This window comes from Natronolimnohabitans sp. A-GB9, from assembly GCF_030848565.1.
Classification (GTDB): Archaea; Halobacteriota; Halobacteria; order Halobacteriales; family Natrialbaceae; genus Natronolimnohabitans.
This window is the reverse complement of the sequence record NZ_JAVDDV010000001.1, coordinates 71,105-88,394: the sequence shown is the minus strand read 5'-3', so window position 1 is coordinate 88,394 and position 17,290 is coordinate 71,105. Positions and strand designations below refer to the sequence as shown.

At 63.0% G+C, this 17,290-nt stretch carries 15 protein-coding genes; 4 read left to right on the top strand and 11 right to left on the bottom strand.

Annotation, left to right across the window (positions count from 1 at the left end; all coding sequences use genetic code 11):
• Positions 1 to 171 precede the first annotated feature (171 nt).
• The 4 genes from RBH26_RS00425 to RBH26_RS00410 form a co-directional block, all read right to left on the bottom strand.
• Positions 172 to 396 carry a hypothetical protein gene (locus RBH26_RS00425; RefSeq protein WP_306755836.1) on the bottom strand — a complete coding sequence of 75 codons (225 nt, stop codon included), beginning with the start codon at positions 394 to 396 and terminating at the stop codon, positions 172 to 174.
• 92 nt (positions 397 to 488) lie between these two features.
• On the bottom strand, positions 489 to 677 hold the full coding sequence (locus RBH26_RS00420) for a hypothetical protein (protein ID WP_306755835.1): 189 nt from the start codon (positions 675 to 677) through the stop codon (positions 489 to 491).
• Between the two features lie 448 nt (positions 678 to 1,125).
• Positions 1,126 to 1,488 carry a hypothetical protein gene (locus tag RBH26_RS00415; protein ID WP_306755834.1) on the bottom strand — a complete coding sequence of 121 codons (363 nt, stop codon included), beginning with the start codon at positions 1,486 to 1,488 and terminating at the stop codon, positions 1,126 to 1,128.
• Positions 1,489 to 1,491: 3 nt separating this feature from the next.
• Positions 1,492 to 3,036 carry an acyl-CoA carboxylase subunit beta gene (locus tag RBH26_RS00410; RefSeq protein ID WP_306756303.1) on the bottom strand — a complete coding sequence of 515 codons (1,545 nt, stop codon included), beginning with the start codon at positions 3,034 to 3,036 and terminating at the stop codon, positions 1,492 to 1,494.
• A 268-nt stretch (positions 3,037 to 3,304) separates the two neighbouring features.
• On the opposite strand from RBH26_RS00410, the gene RBH26_RS00405 reads away from it, so the two are divergent.
• Positions 3,305 to 4,699: a sodium-dependent transporter gene (locus tag RBH26_RS00405; RefSeq protein ID WP_306755833.1), complete on the top strand. Its 1,395-nt coding sequence runs from the start codon at positions 3,305 to 3,307 to the stop codon at positions 4,697 to 4,699.
• Positions 4,700 to 4,717: 18 nt separating this feature from the next.
• Here RBH26_RS00405 and RBH26_RS00400 read toward each other — a convergent pair whose 3' ends face one another.
• Positions 4,718 to 5,440 carry an SDR family oxidoreductase gene (locus RBH26_RS00400; protein ID WP_306755832.1) on the bottom strand — a complete coding sequence of 241 codons (723 nt, stop codon included), beginning with the start codon at positions 5,438 to 5,440 and terminating at the stop codon, positions 4,718 to 4,720.
• 141 nt (positions 5,441 to 5,581) lie between these two features.
• Between RBH26_RS00400 and RBH26_RS00395 the strand changes: the two genes are divergently transcribed.
• Entirely contained in the window at positions 5,582 to 6,241 is a 660-nt protein-coding gene (locus tag RBH26_RS00395) for a glycerophosphodiester phosphodiesterase family protein (RefSeq protein ID WP_306755831.1), read from the top strand.
• Between the two features lie 86 nt (positions 6,242 to 6,327).
• Here RBH26_RS00395 and RBH26_RS00390 read toward each other — a convergent pair whose 3' ends face one another.
• The 6 genes from RBH26_RS00390 to RBH26_RS00365 form a co-directional block, all read right to left on the bottom strand.
• Entirely contained in the window at positions 6,328 to 6,726 is a 399-nt protein-coding gene (locus RBH26_RS00390; RefSeq protein WP_306755830.1) for a secondary thiamine-phosphate synthase enzyme YjbQ, read from the bottom strand.
• 127 nt (positions 6,727 to 6,853) lie between these two features.
• Positions 6,854 to 7,870, bottom strand: a complete 1,017-nt coding sequence (locus RBH26_RS00385) for a HEAT repeat domain-containing protein (RefSeq protein WP_306755829.1) — start codon at positions 7,868 to 7,870, stop codon at positions 6,854 to 6,856.
• A gap of 163 nt (positions 7,871 to 8,033) precedes the next feature.
• Positions 8,034 to 10,061 carry a SpoVR family protein gene (locus RBH26_RS00380; RefSeq protein WP_306755828.1) on the bottom strand — a complete coding sequence of 676 codons (2,028 nt, stop codon included), beginning with the start codon at positions 10,059 to 10,061 and terminating at the stop codon, positions 8,034 to 8,036.
• Positions 10,054 to 11,385, bottom strand: a complete 1,332-nt coding sequence (locus RBH26_RS00375; protein ID WP_306755827.1) for a YeaH/YhbH family protein — start codon at positions 11,383 to 11,385, stop codon at positions 10,054 to 10,056. The genes RBH26_RS00380 and RBH26_RS00375 overlap by 8 nt, the downstream gene beginning before the upstream one ends.
• Positions 11,376 to 13,664 carry a kinase anchor protein gene (locus RBH26_RS00370; RefSeq protein ID WP_306755826.1) on the bottom strand — a complete coding sequence of 763 codons (2,289 nt, stop codon included), beginning with the start codon at positions 13,662 to 13,664 and terminating at the stop codon, positions 11,376 to 11,378. The genes RBH26_RS00375 and RBH26_RS00370 overlap by 10 nt, the downstream gene beginning before the upstream one ends.
• Position 13,665: 1 nt before the next feature.
• Complete coding sequence (locus RBH26_RS00365) at positions 13,666 to 15,738, bottom strand: serine protein kinase PrkA (protein WP_306755825.1); 2,073 nt, start codon at positions 15,736 to 15,738, stop codon at positions 13,666 to 13,668.
• 608 nt (positions 15,739 to 16,346) lie between these two features.
• On the opposite strand from RBH26_RS00365, the gene RBH26_RS00360 reads away from it, so the two are divergent.
• Together RBH26_RS00360 and RBH26_RS00355 are read left to right on the top strand one after the other, a co-directional pair.
• Positions 16,347 to 16,793 (top strand): DUF5820 family protein, encoded by a 447-nt coding sequence (locus tag RBH26_RS00360; RefSeq protein WP_306755824.1) that lies wholly within the window; start codon positions 16,347 to 16,349, stop codon positions 16,791 to 16,793.
• Between the two features lie 32 nt (positions 16,794 to 16,825).
• Positions 16,826 to 17,272: a UPF0179 family protein gene (locus tag RBH26_RS00355; RefSeq protein ID WP_306755823.1), complete on the top strand. Its 447-nt coding sequence runs from the start codon at positions 16,826 to 16,828 to the stop codon at positions 17,270 to 17,272.
• Positions 17,273 to 17,290 lie beyond the last annotated feature (18 nt).

Below are 17,290 nucleotides of genomic sequence, written 5' to 3'. Positions count from 1 at the left end.
TGGGGCAGTCTGTAATAAAAAGACCGCGGACCGGTAGTCGCCGACGCCCCGACACCGAGAGGATCAGCGTTGCGCTCGAGTGTGACAGACGAACAGACGAACTGCTGTACCGAAGTCCTGCCGATCGCCACACGGGTCAGCATCGGCTGGACGTGACGACAGGAGACCGTCTCAGCTCAGCGTGACTTTCCACGTCGTCGAGCGGGCGCGACCCCACTTTTCGATGTCGACCTCGTCCGATTTCTCCGCGAGGTGGGGGAGCCGGGCGCCGACCTGTTTCGACGAGAGTCCGATCGCGTCCGCGATATTCTTCGCCCGGAAGTACTGTTCTCCGCGGGCGGCGCTCTCCCGGAGGTGCGAGAGAATTCGCTGCTCTTCGTCGGAGTAGTCGGTCATCGTCCGTAGATGGCTCTAGGGCGGCGTCGCTCTTAACTGTTAAGCGTGCATTCGTGGACTGTCAGGCCGGACGGGATGTCGACTCGAGGCGATCAGTCCCAGTAGAGGTGGAGGCCGACGACAGCCAGTGCGCTAAAGATCATCGCTATCGCGAACCCCCAGGCGGCTGTAATGTCAGGTGCACCGATAAACATCATCGCCGCACCGATCGCGGCGACCGCGCCGAGCGCGAGCGCCAGTCCAACACCCATGTCCGTCGTTGACTCGGTTTGTGTGGCCATACCCGGGGGTTGGGTGTGGGCTCTCTTAATAGCATTCATTCAACGTCGGCGAAACGAAGACGACGGAGTCCGACTCGAGAGCGATAGTAGCTACTGAACCGATTTCCACACCGATCGTACAGCCGTCGCGCGATCGAGTGTACAGTGACATTCAGCGGCTACCATCGGAACGTCGGAACTGACCGAAAGAACGACGTGAGTGATACTGTCTGACAACAGTCAGTACAACGTCAGTCGCGAATGTGCGACCGATCGTTGAATTGTGTTGCCGGACGAGAGTTAGTCGGTGCCCTGTCTGCTCCCTGCTCGTCGCCCGTGGCGACGACCGGTCACGTGCGATGGACCGCCGACCGTGATATCCGGCAGTATGTTGTACGGATGTCCATCAGTCCCGACACCCCCGCGGACGGGTCGCGATCGCGCCGGGCCAGTTGGACAGGAGTCCGTATCAGAACCGGTCGGTCCGTCCGGCGGCCGACCACTGATCGATCGGCGCGTCTCGAGGAACGCGGACGTTCCGGTGTTGCTGTGCGCGAACACGGCCGGCAAACGACCAGCGTTTCTCATCCCAGGTCTCCTCGCTTTCGGCGGCCGCGGCGGCGACCGCGAGCGCGTGATCGTGAAGGTGGGCGCCGACGGCGGCTGCGATCGCCGCGGCTTCTTCGTCGCTTGCGTCGTCGGGAATTACGAGCTCGACGTCCGCGGGCAGCCCGAGGCTGTCGGCTCCCGGCTCGTCAGCCGCGGCTGCCGGCTCGGGTTCGCCGGCCGCGTCGGGCCCGTCGAATTCGACGTTCGACTGGTTCGTTGTCATTGCTTACAGCGGGATGTTCCCGTGTTTCTTGTCTGGGTTGCTCTCGCGTTTCGTCTCGAGCATCTCGAGATCCTGGATCAGTCGCGGCCGCGTCTCCGTGGGAATGATCACGTCGTCCAAGAAGCCTTTGTCCGTTGCAGTGTACGGGTTGGCGAACTCCTCGCGGTACTCCTCGATGAGCTCGTCACGCAGCTCGTCGGGGTTGTCGGCGGCCTCGAGTTCCTCTCGGTAGAGGATGTTGACCGCACCCTGTGGCCCCATGACGGCGATTTCGGCGGTCGGCCAGGCGTAGTTGACGTCGGCACCGAGGTTCTTCGAGCCCATCACACAGTAGGCGCCACCGTAGGCTTTCCGGGTGATGACGGTAAGCAGCGGGACGGTTGCCTCCGCGTACGCGTAGAGCAGTTTCGCCCCGTGGCGGATGATCCCGCGGTGTTCCTGGTCGGTGCCGGGCATGTAGCCGGGGACGTCGACGAAGGTGACGATCGGGATGTTAAAGGAGTCACAGAAGCGGACGAACCGCGATCCCTTCATCGAGGAGTCGACGGTCAGCGTGCCCGCGTTGACTCGTGGCTGGTTGGCGACGATCCCGACCGAACGACCGTCCAGTCGGCCGAAGCCGACGACGAGTTCGTTGGCGAAGTTCTCGGCGACCTCGAAGAACGAGCCCGTGTCGACGACGCTGTCGATGACGTCGACCATGTCGTAGGGCTTCTGGGGACTCGGCGGGACGATCGACTTGAGTTCCTCGTCGCGTCGGTCCGGGTCGTCCCACGGCTCGACGCGTGGCGGGTCCTCGACGTTGTTCTGTGGGAGATAAGAGAGCAGGCGTTTGATGTCGTCTAGGGCCTGCTCCTCGTCCTCGCAGGCGAACTGGGCGACGCCGGTCTTGTTGGCGTGGGTCATCGCACCGCCGAGTTCCTCGTGGGTGACCTCCTCACCGGTGACGGTCTTGGTTACGCCGGGACCGGTGATGTACATGTGACTCGTGTCTTTCACCATGAAGATGAAGTCGGTGATCGACGGCGAGTAGACCGCACCGCCCGCACACGGGCCCATGATCGAGGAGATCTGTGGCACGACACCGCTTGCCTCCTGGTTCCGGCGGAAGATCTCGGTGAAGCCGGCGAGGCTCTTGACACCCTCCTGAATGCGCGCGCCGGCGGAGTCGTTGAGGCCGACGATGGGAGCACCCACTTCCATCGCCATGTCCATGACCTTACAGATCTTTTCGGCGAAGACCTCGCCCAGCGACCCACCGAAGACCGTAAAGTCGTGGGCGAAGACGAAGACGGTTCGACCGTTGACCTCACCGTACCCCGTGACGACGCCGTCGCCGGGAATCTTCTTTTCTTCCATCCCGAACTGGCTCGTCTGGTGGGTCCGGAGCTGGTCGAACTCCGTGAAGGTACCCTCGTCGAAGAAGTAGTCGATCCGCTCGCGGGCGGTCATCTTCCCCTTGTCGTGTTGCTTCTCGATACGGGCCTCTCCGCCGCCCTTTTCGGCCTCTTCGCGAAGTTCCTCGAGTTCGTCGATTCGCTCTTCCATCGTCATGCGTGAAACACCCCAGTCTGTGTCATACGACCTTCTGTGATGACCAATAGGAAAAGGATTCCGTAATACCATCACAATTAATGACTGATGGGGGTGGGTGACGACCACCAGTCGCCGGCCCTATTCGAGGAACCGATCTCCCTCATACGCCGACAAAATTCTTCGACTGCTGAAACGTGAAATCCGACGGTATCCGGTTTATGGCCGTCAGATTCCGCGCTTACGAAAAGTTATATGTGGTCGCTCTTTCAATGGGAGCGATATGGTTGAACGAGAGACGTGGGCGACCAGAACAGGCTTTATCCTGGCTGCCGTCGGGAGCGCAGTCGGATTAGGAAACATCTGGCGGTTCCCGTTCGTGACGGGCGAGGGGGGTGGGGCGGCGTTTCTGTTGATCTATCTGCTGTTCGTGGCACTGGTCGGATTCCCGGCGATCCTCGTCGAGTTCGTCGTCGGTCGCAAGACCGAACGGAACCCGGTCGGTGCGCTGATCGAACTCGGCGGTGACGCCTGGAAGTACGTCGGCGGCGTCTTCGTCCTCACTGGCTTCGTTATTCTCTCGTTCTACAGCGTCGTCGCCGGCTGGTTCATCCGCTACTTCCTCGAGGGCTTTCGTGGAAGCTACGCGACCCATCTCGAGGGCTACGAAGCTGCCGCAGCCGAGGCTGGGGTGTCGACTGCGGAAGTCATGTTCGGGGAACTCTCGACCGGACTGGACGCGTTCTTCTTCCATACGATCTTTATGCTGTTGACGATCGGAATCGTCGCACTCGGTATTCGCCGCGGCATCGAACTCGCAGTGAAGACGATGGTGCCGGCGATCATCGTTTTGCTGGTCGGACTCGCGATCTGGGCGTTTACGCTTCCCGGATCGGGCGCTGGTTACGACTACTACCTCTCGCCCGAGTTCGGCGTCATCGTCGACAACTGGCAGACGCTGCTTCCGGCCGCGGCCGGACAGGCCTTCTTTACACTCTCGCTTGGGATGGGTGTGATGATCACCTACGCCTCCTATCTCGGTGAGGATCGCAACTTAGCGACCGACGGCGTCACCATCATCGGCTTCGACACCGGGATCGCGTTCCTGACGGGGCTGGTCGTCTTCCCGATCTTCTTCGCGGCGGATATTACCCCCGGTGAGGGTGGCGCCGGCGAGATTTTCGTCTCGATGACCAGTGCGTTCGCGGACGTGACCGGTGGCCACATCATCGGCCTCGTCTTCTTCGGTATCGTCGCGATCGCCGCCCTCTCGAGTGCGATCTCGCTGCTCGAGGTCGTGACGGCGTACGTTATCGACGAGAAAGGTGTCGAGCGGTGGAAGGCCGCGCTCGGGATGGGCGGCATCATCTACCTGCTCGGCGTGCCGGTCACCTACGATCTGGTCTTCCTCGACCTGCTCGACGGCTTCGCCGACGGCATTCTGCTCGTGTTCGGAGCGCTCATGCTGGTGCTTCTGGTCGGCTGGATCACGCCGAAGTTCGCCGTCCAGGAACTCGAGAAAGGCATCGGCGACCTCGGTGGGCTCGGCACGGCGTGGATCTGGGCGATCCGCGTGCCGATACTGGTCGTCCTCGTCGTCTCGCTGTATCTCGGTGTCGTCGAGTACGTCGAGTTCCTCACCGAGGACTTCGCCGACTGGATCGACGCGAACCTGTAGTCACACCTCTCGCCGTTTTCACGCCTCGCCGTAGACTGGCACAGCGGCGCCGCTGGTCACCGATGCACCGTCACTACAGAGAAAGGCCATCACGTCGGCGATATCCGCGGGATCGACCCACTCGTCGTGGTCCGCGTCGGACATCATCTCGCGGTTCATCGGCGTATCGATCACGCTTGGCATCACGCAGTTCGCTCGAACGGTACCGCGGTTCTCCTCGGCGATGGTCTCGGTCAACAGCCGGATCCCGGCTTTCGTGATCCGGTAGGGGCCGTCGCCTTCGCCACCCTCGAGCGACGAGCGCGAACTGACGCTGACGATCGCTCCCCCCTGCTCCTGTAGGTGTGGCAGCGCGTGTTTCGACGCCAGAAACGCCGTCTTCAGGTTGATATCGACGAGTGACTCGAACTCCTCGAGATCGGTCTCCTCGATCGGGTCGCCGCCACGCCAGGTGCCGGCGATGTTCAGCAGGTGATCGATCCGGCCGTGGTCGTCGACGACGCTCGAGACGAGTTCCTCGACGTCCGCTTCGTCGGTCAGATCGGCCTCGTAGAAGTGAGTTCGCTCGTCCGGCTCGAGCAGGCTGTCTCCCTCGTCGGGGGCGACGACGTCGACGGCACAGACGGTCGCGCCGGCGTCCCGAAACCGTTCGACGGTGGCGCTTCCGAGCGCACCGCTTGCGCCCGTGATTACGGCGACGGTGTCGTCGAAGTCGACCGTGTGAGTGGTACTTGGACTCATACATCACGCTTCGACGCCAGATGGGATGAATAGAAGGGTCGTTCACCGTCGATGCGAACGGCTGTGGAAACCGCGCCCTGACGGGCGCGGAGGATGTCATAGCCGACAGTGTAAAGCGGTTCGTCACCCTTCTCCCGTCGAATGCGTCTGATCGCCCACCGTGGATTCGCCGCTACGGCCCCCGAAAACACCATCGCCGCGATCCGGTCGGCCGCCGAGTATGCCGACGCCGTCGAGTTCGACGTCCGGCGCTGTGGCTCGGGCGAACTCGTCGTCATCCACGACGAGACGATCGACCGCGTTACCGGGGGTGTCGGAACCGTCGCCGACAGCAGCCTCGAGGAACTCAAGACTCACACCGTCCTCGAGTCGGGAGAGCGCGTCCCGACGCTCGAAGAACTGCTCGAGGCGCTTCCGACGGGGATCGAAGTCAACCTCGAGATCAAAGACCTCGGCATCGCTGCGGACGTCCTCGAGGCGATCGACGGCGTCGAGAACCGCGTCGTCACGACTTCGTTTCTGCTGTCCGAACTCCGGGCGATCCGCGAACTCGATCGCGACCAGCCGACCGGGCTGTTGGTCAGCCGCCGACTCGAGATGCCGGTGACGACCGCCGTCGAACTCGACTGTGACGTCATCGGCGCGAACTACTGGCGCTGTCTGACGACCGGCCTCGTTTCCCGCGCGAAAGCAGTCGACCTCGAGGTCCACGCCTGGTCGCTCGAGCGACGGCTGACGGCGAAGCTACTCGAGTGGCGGGGTGTCGACTGCGTGTCGGCGGATCGGCCGATTCCGGTCTGATCTCCGTCCGTCGTTTCCGCCATACCCGACTGTCCGTGGCTCGCCGGAGCAGATACAGCGGTTCGTATAAGCCGCTCTGACGGCGGCTACTCTCCGCTGACTGTCACCGTCGCGGTCCGCGTTCGCGGCCCATCACACTCGACGAAGAAGACCGACTGCCACGTTCCAAGCGCCAGCGAGCCGTCGGTGACGGGGATCGTCACGTCCGGACCGATCAGCGTCGCCCGCAGGTGTGAATCCGCGTTCCCGTCCAACTGGTCGTGGGCGTGGCCCTCGTCGGGCACGAGGTCGCCGAGGAACGTCTCGAGGTCACCGCGCAGTCGCGACTCGTTTTCCTGGACGGCCAACCCCGCCGTCGTATGGGTGACGAACGCGGTCGCGGTGCCGGCCGAGAGCTCGTCGGGAACGGCCGACTCGACGCGATCGGTCACGTCGACGGTCGTGAGTCGTGTGTCGGTCTCGACGGAAAAGCGCTCCTGGTGCATACGTGACCCGACGACGGCCAGCCACCACTACGTTGTGGTCGCCGACGTACGTGTGGACTGCTGTACCACTATATCGACGATCGCCGACCAGCCTGGCGATCGGCGGCACGTGACGACACAGCCCGTCTCACACCCGATCCAGCGCCCACCGGGCTCGCTCCCGGACGTCCGGTTCCGGATCACCACAGGCCAATTCCTCGAGTCGGTCCGCGACCGATTCGAAGCCGGCGTGGCCGATCGCGACACACGCGTTCGCTCGCACGCGTTTGTGCTCGTCCTCGAGTGCGGCGACCAGCGGCGACCGAGCGGACTCGAGATCGGGGCCGACCGACGACGCGACACGAGCGAGCGCGGCGGCCGCGTTGGCCCGCGTCTCGGGATCGTCGTGTTCGATCGCGCCCGCGAGGTCATCGGTGGCGGGTTCGATCGCCGCGGGGTGGCGCCGCGCGACGTCGGCCAGACAGCCGACGGCGTTGCGACGCAGCGGCGTCTCGTCGTGGTCGACGAGCGTCCGTGCCGGTGCGACGAACTCGAGGGTCGACAGCGACGTCCCCGACCGTGCCAGCCGGCCAAGCGCCGAGAGCACGATCACGCCGTTTTCCACGGGCGCCGCGGTTAAGGCGTCGACGAGCACCTCACTGGCCGGCTCGATCGCGGACGGTCGCTTCCGTGAGAGCGAGTCGAAGATCCGCAGCCCCTGCCGATCGTACCCCGACCGCTGCTCGAGCACGTCGGCGATCGCGGCGGCGTGCTCGAGGACGGCGGTCGGCTGGTCGGCCGCGACCGTCGCGAGGCAGCGAAGCAGTTCGCCTGTTGCGGCAGTCGAGGGGTTCTCGGCGACGAAAGCGACGATTTCGTCGACCGACGGCGCGACGTCGGCGGTCGACTCGGTCGCCAGCTCGGCCAGACAGTAGGCGACTTCGTCGTGAAAGTCAAGTTCCGTTCGACCGAGCAGTTCTCGGAGCTTCGGGACGGTCGGCAGACAGATCCCCGGATCGTCGGTGAGCGTGTCGCGGATCGTCTCTACGGCGGCCCGCTGCTCGTCCGGGTCGTGCGTATCGAGTCGTGCGAGGACTGCGGGTAGATCGAATGCGGCGTCGGTCGAACGAGCGCACTCGATCGTCTCGCCCCCTTCCCCATCCATCGTATCCCGACGATGCGGGATTGGAACCAAAAATCTTCCGAGTGTTTGATGCGTTCGCCGTAGGACGAACGCCGGCCAGATCGACTGCTGTCCGACAGTATCAGCATCGGCGCAACCCCAGACAGATCGCGTCTGTGCCGGGAAATCGGTACGGCGGTCCGTATCAGGCGAGCCACTCGTCGGGTTTGGTGTCGTAGTCGACGTCGTCGGCCGCGAGGTGGTCGACCTCCTCCCAGGGGACGTCTTCGATAGTCACCTCGTCGCCGTCGTACCGAAGCAGTTTGCCCCGTTCTTCGGGTTCTGGCTCGCGGTTGCGTCGTTTGGCGACTTCGATGTCGTGGTCGTCAACCTCCTTGACGATCGTCAGCAGGTTCACCGGCCGGCCCCAGAGTTCGAAGATCCGTTTGAGCGTCTCTCTGGCCTGTCCGAGATCGAGCATGACGCCGTTGTACTGGTGGCCAAGCAGGAGTTCGTTGGCGTTGTTGTAGTTGCCGTCGTAGACCGCGATCGTCGGCTTCCCGAAGTTGGTAAACTGCAACAGCAGTTTCTTCTTGACGTCCTCGGCGGCGTCGCTGGCGACGTGGAACTGCCCGGTCGCCTGGGAGTGTTCGTAGGTGAAGTAGTTGTTCTCGGTGATGAACTCCTGGGTGAGGAACTCGTCCAAGAACGTCACGTCGTTGTGACTCTCGCGGATGTCGAACATGCGATCCCAGCCGGCGGTGAACTCGACGTCCTCGAGGGCTTCCTCGACCGATCCGTAGCGGGCGTCGTCGAAGAGGTAGCGGCCGATCTGCTCGAGGTCGTTCTGGCTCACCCGGGTGAGAAAGCCGCGGTGCTGGCGTTTGACCAGCGAGTAGTGACGACGTGCCAGCCCTTCGTAGGTCAAGACCTTCCACGGGTATTTTTCGACGTCGATCTCGCCTTCGCGGGCGGCCTCGAGGGCTTCCTGATCGACGAACTCTGTCGGGACCGCCTCGAGTGCGTCGAGGGTCTCGGAGGTGATCCGGTCGATCGCTTCCGGCGGCTCGAGCGTCTCGAGGACGTCGTCGAAGTCGACGACGTCCATCAGATTTCGCCAGGAGATCCCCTCGACACGCAGCAGTCGCTCCAAGACCTCCCGGCGGTTGGTTCGGTTCTCGACGTACTCCCACAGTTCCATCCCGAGACTGTAGGGGTTGAGCCCGCCCGACCCCAGTACCTTCGCCATGTGGTCGGCGTAGTTCATGAACTCGTCGTCGCCGGCGAAGACCTCGTCGGTCATCATCGTCGACTCCCAGTAGGCCGCCCAGCCCTCGTTCATCACCTTCGTCATCTTCTGGGCGGCGAAGTAGTACGCCTCCGCACGCATCATGTCCAAGACGTCCCGTTGCCACTCCTCCATCTCGACGGCTCGGCCGGCCTCGTCGTCGTACTGCTTGCCGTGTTCGCGGACGAACGCGAGCAGGTCCTTCTGTGGCTCTTCGGGGAAGGTGACTGACTCGCCCTCCTCCTCGAGTTTCTCGAGCCACTCGTCGTCGAAGACCTCACCTTTCACTTCGTCGGAGAGACCGAGTTCGTCGAGTTTCTCGGCGATATCGTCGTCGAGATCGTCGACCGGCCCGTCGACGTCCAGGCGGCGCTCGAACACTCGGTGTTGGTCGATGTTGTCCTCGAGTGAGAGACAGTGGTCGATCCACTTCTCGACCTCGGCGCGGTCGATGTCCGGGTCGGACATGTAGTCGTCGATCGACCGCGCGTGGCGCTCGAGCATGGCAGCGGCGTTGACCTGTTCCTCGTCGGCGCGGCCGCTGGTAAAGAGGCCGAACCACTCGTTGTTCGCGAAGAAGTCGGAGTGGGCCTCGACGTGGGTGATGACCGCCTTCTGGTCGGCGATCGTGTTCGACTCCTGGAGGAAGGCGTGCGCCGGATTGTCGTTGTTGACGATCTCGAAGGCCTTCCCGCCGCCGTACTGTCCTTGCTTCTGTTGGCGGTCGTACTGCATACCCCATCGCCAGTGGGGGTACCGGGTCTGGAACCCGCCGTAGGCGATGAGTTCGTTCATCTCGTCGTAGTCGATGATCCAGTACTTGACCGGATACGGCTCGAGGCCGAGTTTCTCCGCGAGGTTTCGTGCCTCGGTGACCGGTTCCTCGAGGTCGCTGGCGATCGCCTGTTTGCGAAAGCGGTCCGCATTGGAGTTTGACTTACTCATCGGTCTCACTCTCCGTGGAGAGAATTTCGTAGATCGCGTCGGTCACGTCGTCCTTGCCGTTGACGTAGGCCACTGCGACGTCGTCAGCGTCGGTCCCGAAGTGGCGCTCGAGTTCCTCGGCGTGGGTCGCGTTGATGGCGTTGCCCGACGGCTGGGTCTCCACGTAGGCGTGGAGGTTGGCGGGGATCTCTTCCATCAGTGGAATTACCCGCTCTTCGGTGTCGTTCGAGGAGTTCTCGGAGTCGCCTGCTGCGAAGACGTACCGGTTCCAGTCGCTCCAGGGGTACTCCTCTAAGAGTTCGGCGGCGAGTTCGTACGCGCTCGAGATCTTCGTGCCGCCGCCGGAGCGAATGCCGAAGAAGTCGTCGCGTTCGACCGCCCAGGCGTCGGCGTCGTGGGCGATGTAGACGAACTCGGCGTTGTCGTACTTGCCCTGCAGGTACCAGTCCAGCGGGGTGAACGTGCGCTCGACGAGTTCGCGTTTCTTCTCGCGCATCGAGCCCGAGACGTCGCGGATGTTGACGACGACGACGTTCTTCTCTTTCTCCTCGATGATCTCGGGGTGGCGGTAGCGTTCGTCCTCGCGGCGGAACGGGACGTGTCTGATTCCCTCGCGACGGATCTTTTGCTGGACCGACTCGCGTTCGACGTGTTCCTCGACCTCCTCGATGGAGGCCCACGTTCCGCGTTCGGCGTCCGGAATGTCGTCGTAGGCCTCTTCGATCCAGGCCATCGAGACCGGGAGGTTCTCGCCGCGGGCCCACTCGAAGATATCGCGAGGCTCGATGTCCTCGACCTTACAGAGTTCCCGCAGGAACTCCTCGTCGAAGTCCATCGCGAGCTTTCGCTTTAATCCCTCTTTGAACATTCGCTCGAAGTCGAGCGTGCTGTCGGGGCCCGTCCGCGTGAGGTCGGTGAAGGGGCCTTCTTTCTCCTCGACGACTGTCTTCCCTTTCGGATCGAGGTCCAGCCCGAGTTCCTCGTCGAGTTCTTCGGCGAACTCCTCGGGATCCATCTCGTAGTACTCGTGCTCGCCGCCCTCCTCACCGGGTTCGTCGCCGTCGTCGCCGTCGTCGTCGCCCGGCTGTGGCTGGGGCTGGCCGACCGGCTGGCCGGCGTCTGGCGTTCCGTCCTCACCTTGGCCGACGCCGCCCATGTCGCGTTGGTCGTACTCGAACTCGGGCAGCGAGACGATCTTGACGGGGATCTGAATCCCGTCTGAACCGCCACCGCTTAGGTCGCCGTACTGGATGAAGTCGGCGAGGTCCTCGCGTCGCTGTTCACCGACTTCACGGAATCGCTCGAGATCGTCTCTCAGTCCCATCTGTAGCTCACCTGTCCCATGACGTGTCTGCTGGTTAGTTCGGCCGAGGCCCGGGAGTAGTCGAACTCGGAGATCAACGTCTCGATCGTGTCCTCTTTGACGGCCTCGGTTTCGGTGCCGCTTGGTGGATCGTCCCACTGTCGCGGATCGAAGTCCTCGAAGGTCCGCTGGACGTCGTCCCAGTCGTGGCTCTCGAGGACGGACTTGATCACCGGAATCGCGGTCAGATCGACGTCCTCGACGGCGAAGTCCTCGTCGCGGTGTTCCCACGCGTGGCGGTTCAGTGACGTGATCACCTTCTCGCGCCGGAAGTTCCGAACGCTCTCCCGGGGGAGGTTGCCCTCGTACTCGGACTCGGAGAACCGGCCGAGGTGTTCGACCTCGAACAGCTTCATCTTCAGCGGGTCCGGCTCGACGCGCTCGCCGCGGTCGTTGTACAGTGGCTCCTCGGTCTCCCACGCGTAGACGTGTTCGACGTACTCGGCGACGGTCTCCTCGTCGACGCGCTTGTCGTGCATGATTGCCTCGATAACGTCGTGCTCCTGGCGGTCGAACAGGTAGTTCTTGACCGGCACGATTCGGTTCTCGAACTCCGAGCGCTCGCCCGTCGAGAAGACGGGGGCGTCTGCCATCCCCTCGGCCATCGCGTTCAACACGTCCCGAGGCATGACGACGTCCTCGACTGGGAGGTCCGGGTGGTGGCGGTCCCGGTCGGTCTGGAGCAGTTCCGCGAGCGTATCGCGGGTGTAGGTGACCGGAATGCCGTGTTCGCCGTCGTGGGCCTCACCGTCGAAATCGAAGTCGTCTTTCTCGCGGCGCGTATCGCCCTCCTGGAGGTAGCCCTGGTCGTAGATCAGCGCCTTGTCGACCAGATCGAGGCCGTTGGGGAGATTCTCCTCGTCGAGTCGGGTGACGACTGCATACAGCGCGGCCGCCTCGATCGCGTGGGGGGCAAACTCCCGTTCTCTCGTCTCGCCGTCCTGGTCTTTCACCCGCACCGTCACCGGCTCGCGGATCCGGTCTTCGAGTTCGTCGTAGCTCTCGGCCTCCCAAACCGACGTCTCGTTTGTCAACTCACGGCGGATGAGTTCACACTCCAGACTCAGGTTCGTCAGATAGCCGAACTGATGTTTGTCCAGCCGGCGCTTGAGCGCCTTCAGCGGATCCATCCCGTTGCGATCCGAGTGCTGGTTGAGCTGGGCCTCCAGATCGGGGTTGGAGATGATCAGCATCTGGCTGTCGACGTCCATCCCGATCCCCTTGTCGAGTTTGACCGACTGCTCGTCGGGGACGTTCAGCAGCTTCTGGAGGAGGTCGGCGTGTTGGGCTGCATCCTCGACGATCGTGAGGACGCCGTTGCCCTGCGAGAGGACGCCGTCGTAGCTAAACGCCTGCGGGTTCTTGCGCCCGCGGGAGTCCAGTTCCTGGAGCATGCCGTGCATCCAGGAGCCGACGAGTCGCTCTTTGGGCGGGCCGTCGTCCTCGCTGTGAAGCACGCCGACGCCCTGTCCGACGTCGACGACGAAGTTTTTCACGCGGAGGTGGTCGTCGTCGGTGATCGCCGAGAACAGCTCCGCCTCGCCCTCCCGGCGATAGCGCTCCTCTAAGTACTCGTAGGCCTCCCGAGAGAAGGGGTCGAGCTCGGCGTCGACCTGGACGGGGACGTGGTCCTCGAGTTGGGCGTTCAAATCCTCGAGCAGCGCCGCTCGAACCTCCTCGGGGAAGACCGACAGCGGATGTGCCTGGACGGGACTTTCGTACCAGTGCTGATCGTCCGTCGCCGTCGGATCGCCCGACCCATAGCTCAGTCCGCGGTCGCCGGATTCGGCGGTCGTGACGTTCCACTCGACCGTGTACCGTCGTCCCTCCGGCGTCTTGGAGTACTCGCGCAGTCCGTTGACCAGACAGCGCTTGAGTTCGGACTTGCCCGTCGCCGTCGGGCCCTCGAACCAGATGATCTTCTCGTCTTTCGCCCGGCCCGCGGCGATCGATCGGAGGTCGTCGACGAACCCGTTCAGTACCTCGGTGTTACCCAGGATCGCGTGTTCGCCGTCGTTGTACGGGTCGTCGAAAAAGCGATAGCGTTCCTTCTCCTCGCCTTCTTCGACCACGGTCCGCGTGCCGGCGGCCTCGATGGCCTCCAGGAGGTACTTCGAGGCGTGGGACGCGATCGTCGGGTTCTCGAAGATCCGGTCGACGTACGCCGCGAGGCTCATCGGCTCCTCGTAGGTCTCCTCTAGGGTGCGGTCGGCCTCGGTGACGTAGTCGTCGCCAGTCATGTTAGTCGTCCATCTCCGCTTTGGCGACCTCCGCGCCGGCGAACTCGAGCACTTCCTTGGCCCCTGCCTCGGAGTATCCCTGTTCGGTCAGGGCGTCGATCCACGAGGATCGCTCGTCGTCGTCGACGTCGCTGGCGCTGACCAGCGCGGAGAAGTTGATGTTGTGTTTCTTGTCCTCCCAGAGCTTGCGCTCTAGGGCGCGGCGCAGGCGCTCGTTGTCCTGTGGGTTGAACGCCTCGCCTTCGCGGGCGCGCCGTGAGACCCAGTTGCTCACTTCCTGGCGGAAGTCGTCCTTGCGGTCCTCGGGGACATCGAGTTTCTCCTCGACGGAGCGCAGGAACGTCTCGTCGGGCTCCTGTTCGCGACCCGTCAGATCGTCCTCGATGGTGTCGTCGTCGATGTAGGCCATGACGTGGTCCATGTACTTCTCGCCCTGGCGCTGGATCTCGTCGATGTCGTAGGCCAAGGCGTGGCGGACGTCCTCGATCGCTCGCTCCTTGTACTCCTCACGAACCGTCTCGAGGTAGCGGTAGTACTGCTCGAAGTTCTCCTCGGGGATCGAGCCGTGGTGCTCTAGGTTCTCCTCGAAGAAGTTGAACACCGTCAGCGGCGAGAGGAACCCTCGAGAGCGGTGTTTCGAGTCCATGATCGCCTCGGCGATCTCGTCGCCGATAAAGCGCGGGGAGATGCCGACCATCCCTTCGCCGATCTCGGCTTTCCCTTCGGCCTCCTCGCGGAGCTTCTTGACGTCGATGTCGTCGCTCTCGTCGATCTCGCCGTTGTAGGCTTTGGCCTTCGAGAGGAGATCCACGGTCTCAGTGTCGGGCTCTTCGATACGAGTCAACACGCCGAACAGCCCCGCCATCTCGAGCGTGTGTGGCTCGACGTTGATGTCGGGGACGTCGGCGTTGTTGAGCATCTTCTCGTAGATCATCGACTCGTCTTCATACGAGAGAACGTACGGGAAGTCGATCCGCTTGGTGCGGTCGTTGAACGCTTCCATCTTCTCGTCGCCCTTCTTGTCTTTGTACTCGGGCATGTTCGTCCGCCCGACGATCACCTGGTCGATGTCGATGCGGGGGTTGTTCTTCGGCTTGATCGTCTGCTCCTGGGTGGCATGCAGGAAGTCGTAGAGGAACTCCCGCTGGAGTTTCAGCAGTTCTTCGCCGGAGAACACCCCGCGGTTGGCGTTACAGAAGGCACCCGAGTAGTCGAACGCACGCGGGTCGGACTCGCCGTAGATGGCGATCTTCGAGTAGTTGACGTCGCCGGTGAGTTCGGTCTCGTCCTGGTTTTTCTTGTCTTTGGGTTCGAACGTCTCGAGGGCCTGGCGTTTGTTCTCGTCGGCGACCAGTCGGACGATCTCGACGTGGTTGTCGAGGACCTGTTTCAGGTCGTCGTCGTAGTACGCCAGCAGCTTGTCCATGTAGAACTCGCTTTCTGGGTCGAGCGCCTGCTCGTTTTGGATGGTATACGGCGCATCGAGGTTCTCGTTCAAGTCATCGATGACCCGCTGGCGTTGCTCGACGGGCAACAGGACGAGCGGATCCTGGTTCATCGGGGACCGGACGGTATCGTCGGCCGGATCCTGGTCTTTGATGACGTCACAGAGGTTCGTCCAGCGGAAGGTATACATCCGCCCGTCCTCCCGCAACGTGTAGTCCTCGAAGTACTTGCGAACCTGCTTGTCGAAGTGGGATTTCCCGGAGCCGACCGGTCCCAACAGGAGCTTGATACGCCGTTCGGGTCCGAGTCGGCGGGCACCCGATTTGACCTTGTTGACGAACTCGTGGATCGACTGGTGGATCACCTTCCCGTAGAAGGTGTTCTCGCCGTCGTTTAGCGGATCCTCGCTCGCGAGACGGTACTCGACGACCCCTTCGGTCTCGTCGTAGGTCGTCCCATAGTAGTCGAACATGTCCGCGACTCGCTGGTGGGCGTTGCGAGTGATCTTCGGATCCTCGTAACACTCCTCTAGGTACCAGTCGAAGGACTTGGTCTCCCGCAGGTCCGCGGGCATCGATTCCTTGTAATCCGTACTGAGCGTCTCGAGTGTCTCGATGTCACCGGTCATGGTATCATTGCCAGTTGCGGTCTCTCGTCTACAGTGTCCGTGCTCTCACGGACCGCCGTGAAGCGGACGTCGTTCGACCAGCCGTGGCATCGGGGCCGAACCGTCGGAATCCGTCGAACCGCGTCGCCCGACAGCCACGTCGTACCGCTGTGGTCGACTGGTACCATGTGCCGTGGGCTCATGGCGTATGGCGAACCACAGCGGGCGGCGGTCTGCCGTATCATATGTGATCGTTTGCCACTATCCGTTGCGCGACGACCTCGTCAGGGCTTTGGCAACGGTGCGCCGGGGACGGGCGCGGAGTGGATCGGTCCGGCGAACGGATACCGATAGTATTTAATGAGTGAGTAATCCAAGCACTTAGCCTTAACCCCAAAAGATATTTATCAAGACTTTATTCCAGGAGAATACTGCCAGTATCGTAGAATGATATTCGATACCATACCTCATTTTGGGTGGTTTTTCGGATAAAACCCCGGCCAGAAACCGCCGGGTGCTGTCGCGCGCGCTCGAAAGCCCCGCCGCGCGACACGGAACGTATCGACAGTGTAACACGATCCGGGTCGTTCGACGACGGGGATTTATGGGCGCCGCTCCTACCGGCAGTCATGACCGATCCGGCGGCCGACGACGATCGTGAACGGACGCTCGCTGCACTCCCGGACAGTTGGGACGTCTGGAACCGAAGCGAGGACGGGCGGCTCGTGTTAGCCTACCGTCCCGACGTCTTCGACGCCGACGAGTTCCCCGCGGCCTGCCTGCCGACGCTGTATCTCACCCACGGCAAGCGGACCCGCCGCCCCCAGGTCAACCCGACCAGCCGTGCGGACGACAACGACTGGTACGTCACTCTCTACCTCGAGCCCGACGTCTCGGCGGACAACGAACGGTTCCCGACGCGGGCCAGCGCTCTCGAGCGCACCCTCGAACTGGCCCGGGCGTTCGACGACGGCGAGATCGACTACCGCGGCCTCTATCAGGTTCCCAGGGAGACGTACTTCGAGCGACTCGACGAGCTGACCGGTGCCGATGCCGACGCCGACGTCCCGACGTGAGTCTTAACCGCGGCCGACGAGTACACCGTCGTATGTCGACCGTCACGCTCGTCGGGACTCGGCTGGCTGATCCGGGAACCGAGTTCGTCTACCACGGCGAAGCCGACGCCTGCGCCGGCTGTCCCTACCGGAGCCAGTGTCTCAACTTAGAGCCCGACACCAGATACCGCATCACGTCCGTCCGAGAGAACGCCCAGACCTTAGAGTGTGCGATGCACGATGGCGGCGTTCGCGCCGTCGAGGTCGAACCCGTCTCCGTGCGCGCAAACGTTCCTTCGAAGGGCGCCTTCGCCGGCAGCAAGGCGTCGCTTTCGGGCCCGTGTCCGTACGTCGACTGCCCGAGCCACGAGTACTGCGAGCCCGACGGCGTCGACTTCGACGAGGAGTACCGTATCAGCGACATTCTCGGCGAGCCACCCCACGACGTCTGTCACCTCGATCGCTCGCTCGAGCTCGTCGAACTCGACGTCAGTGACTGATACCGGTATGTCGGTCGG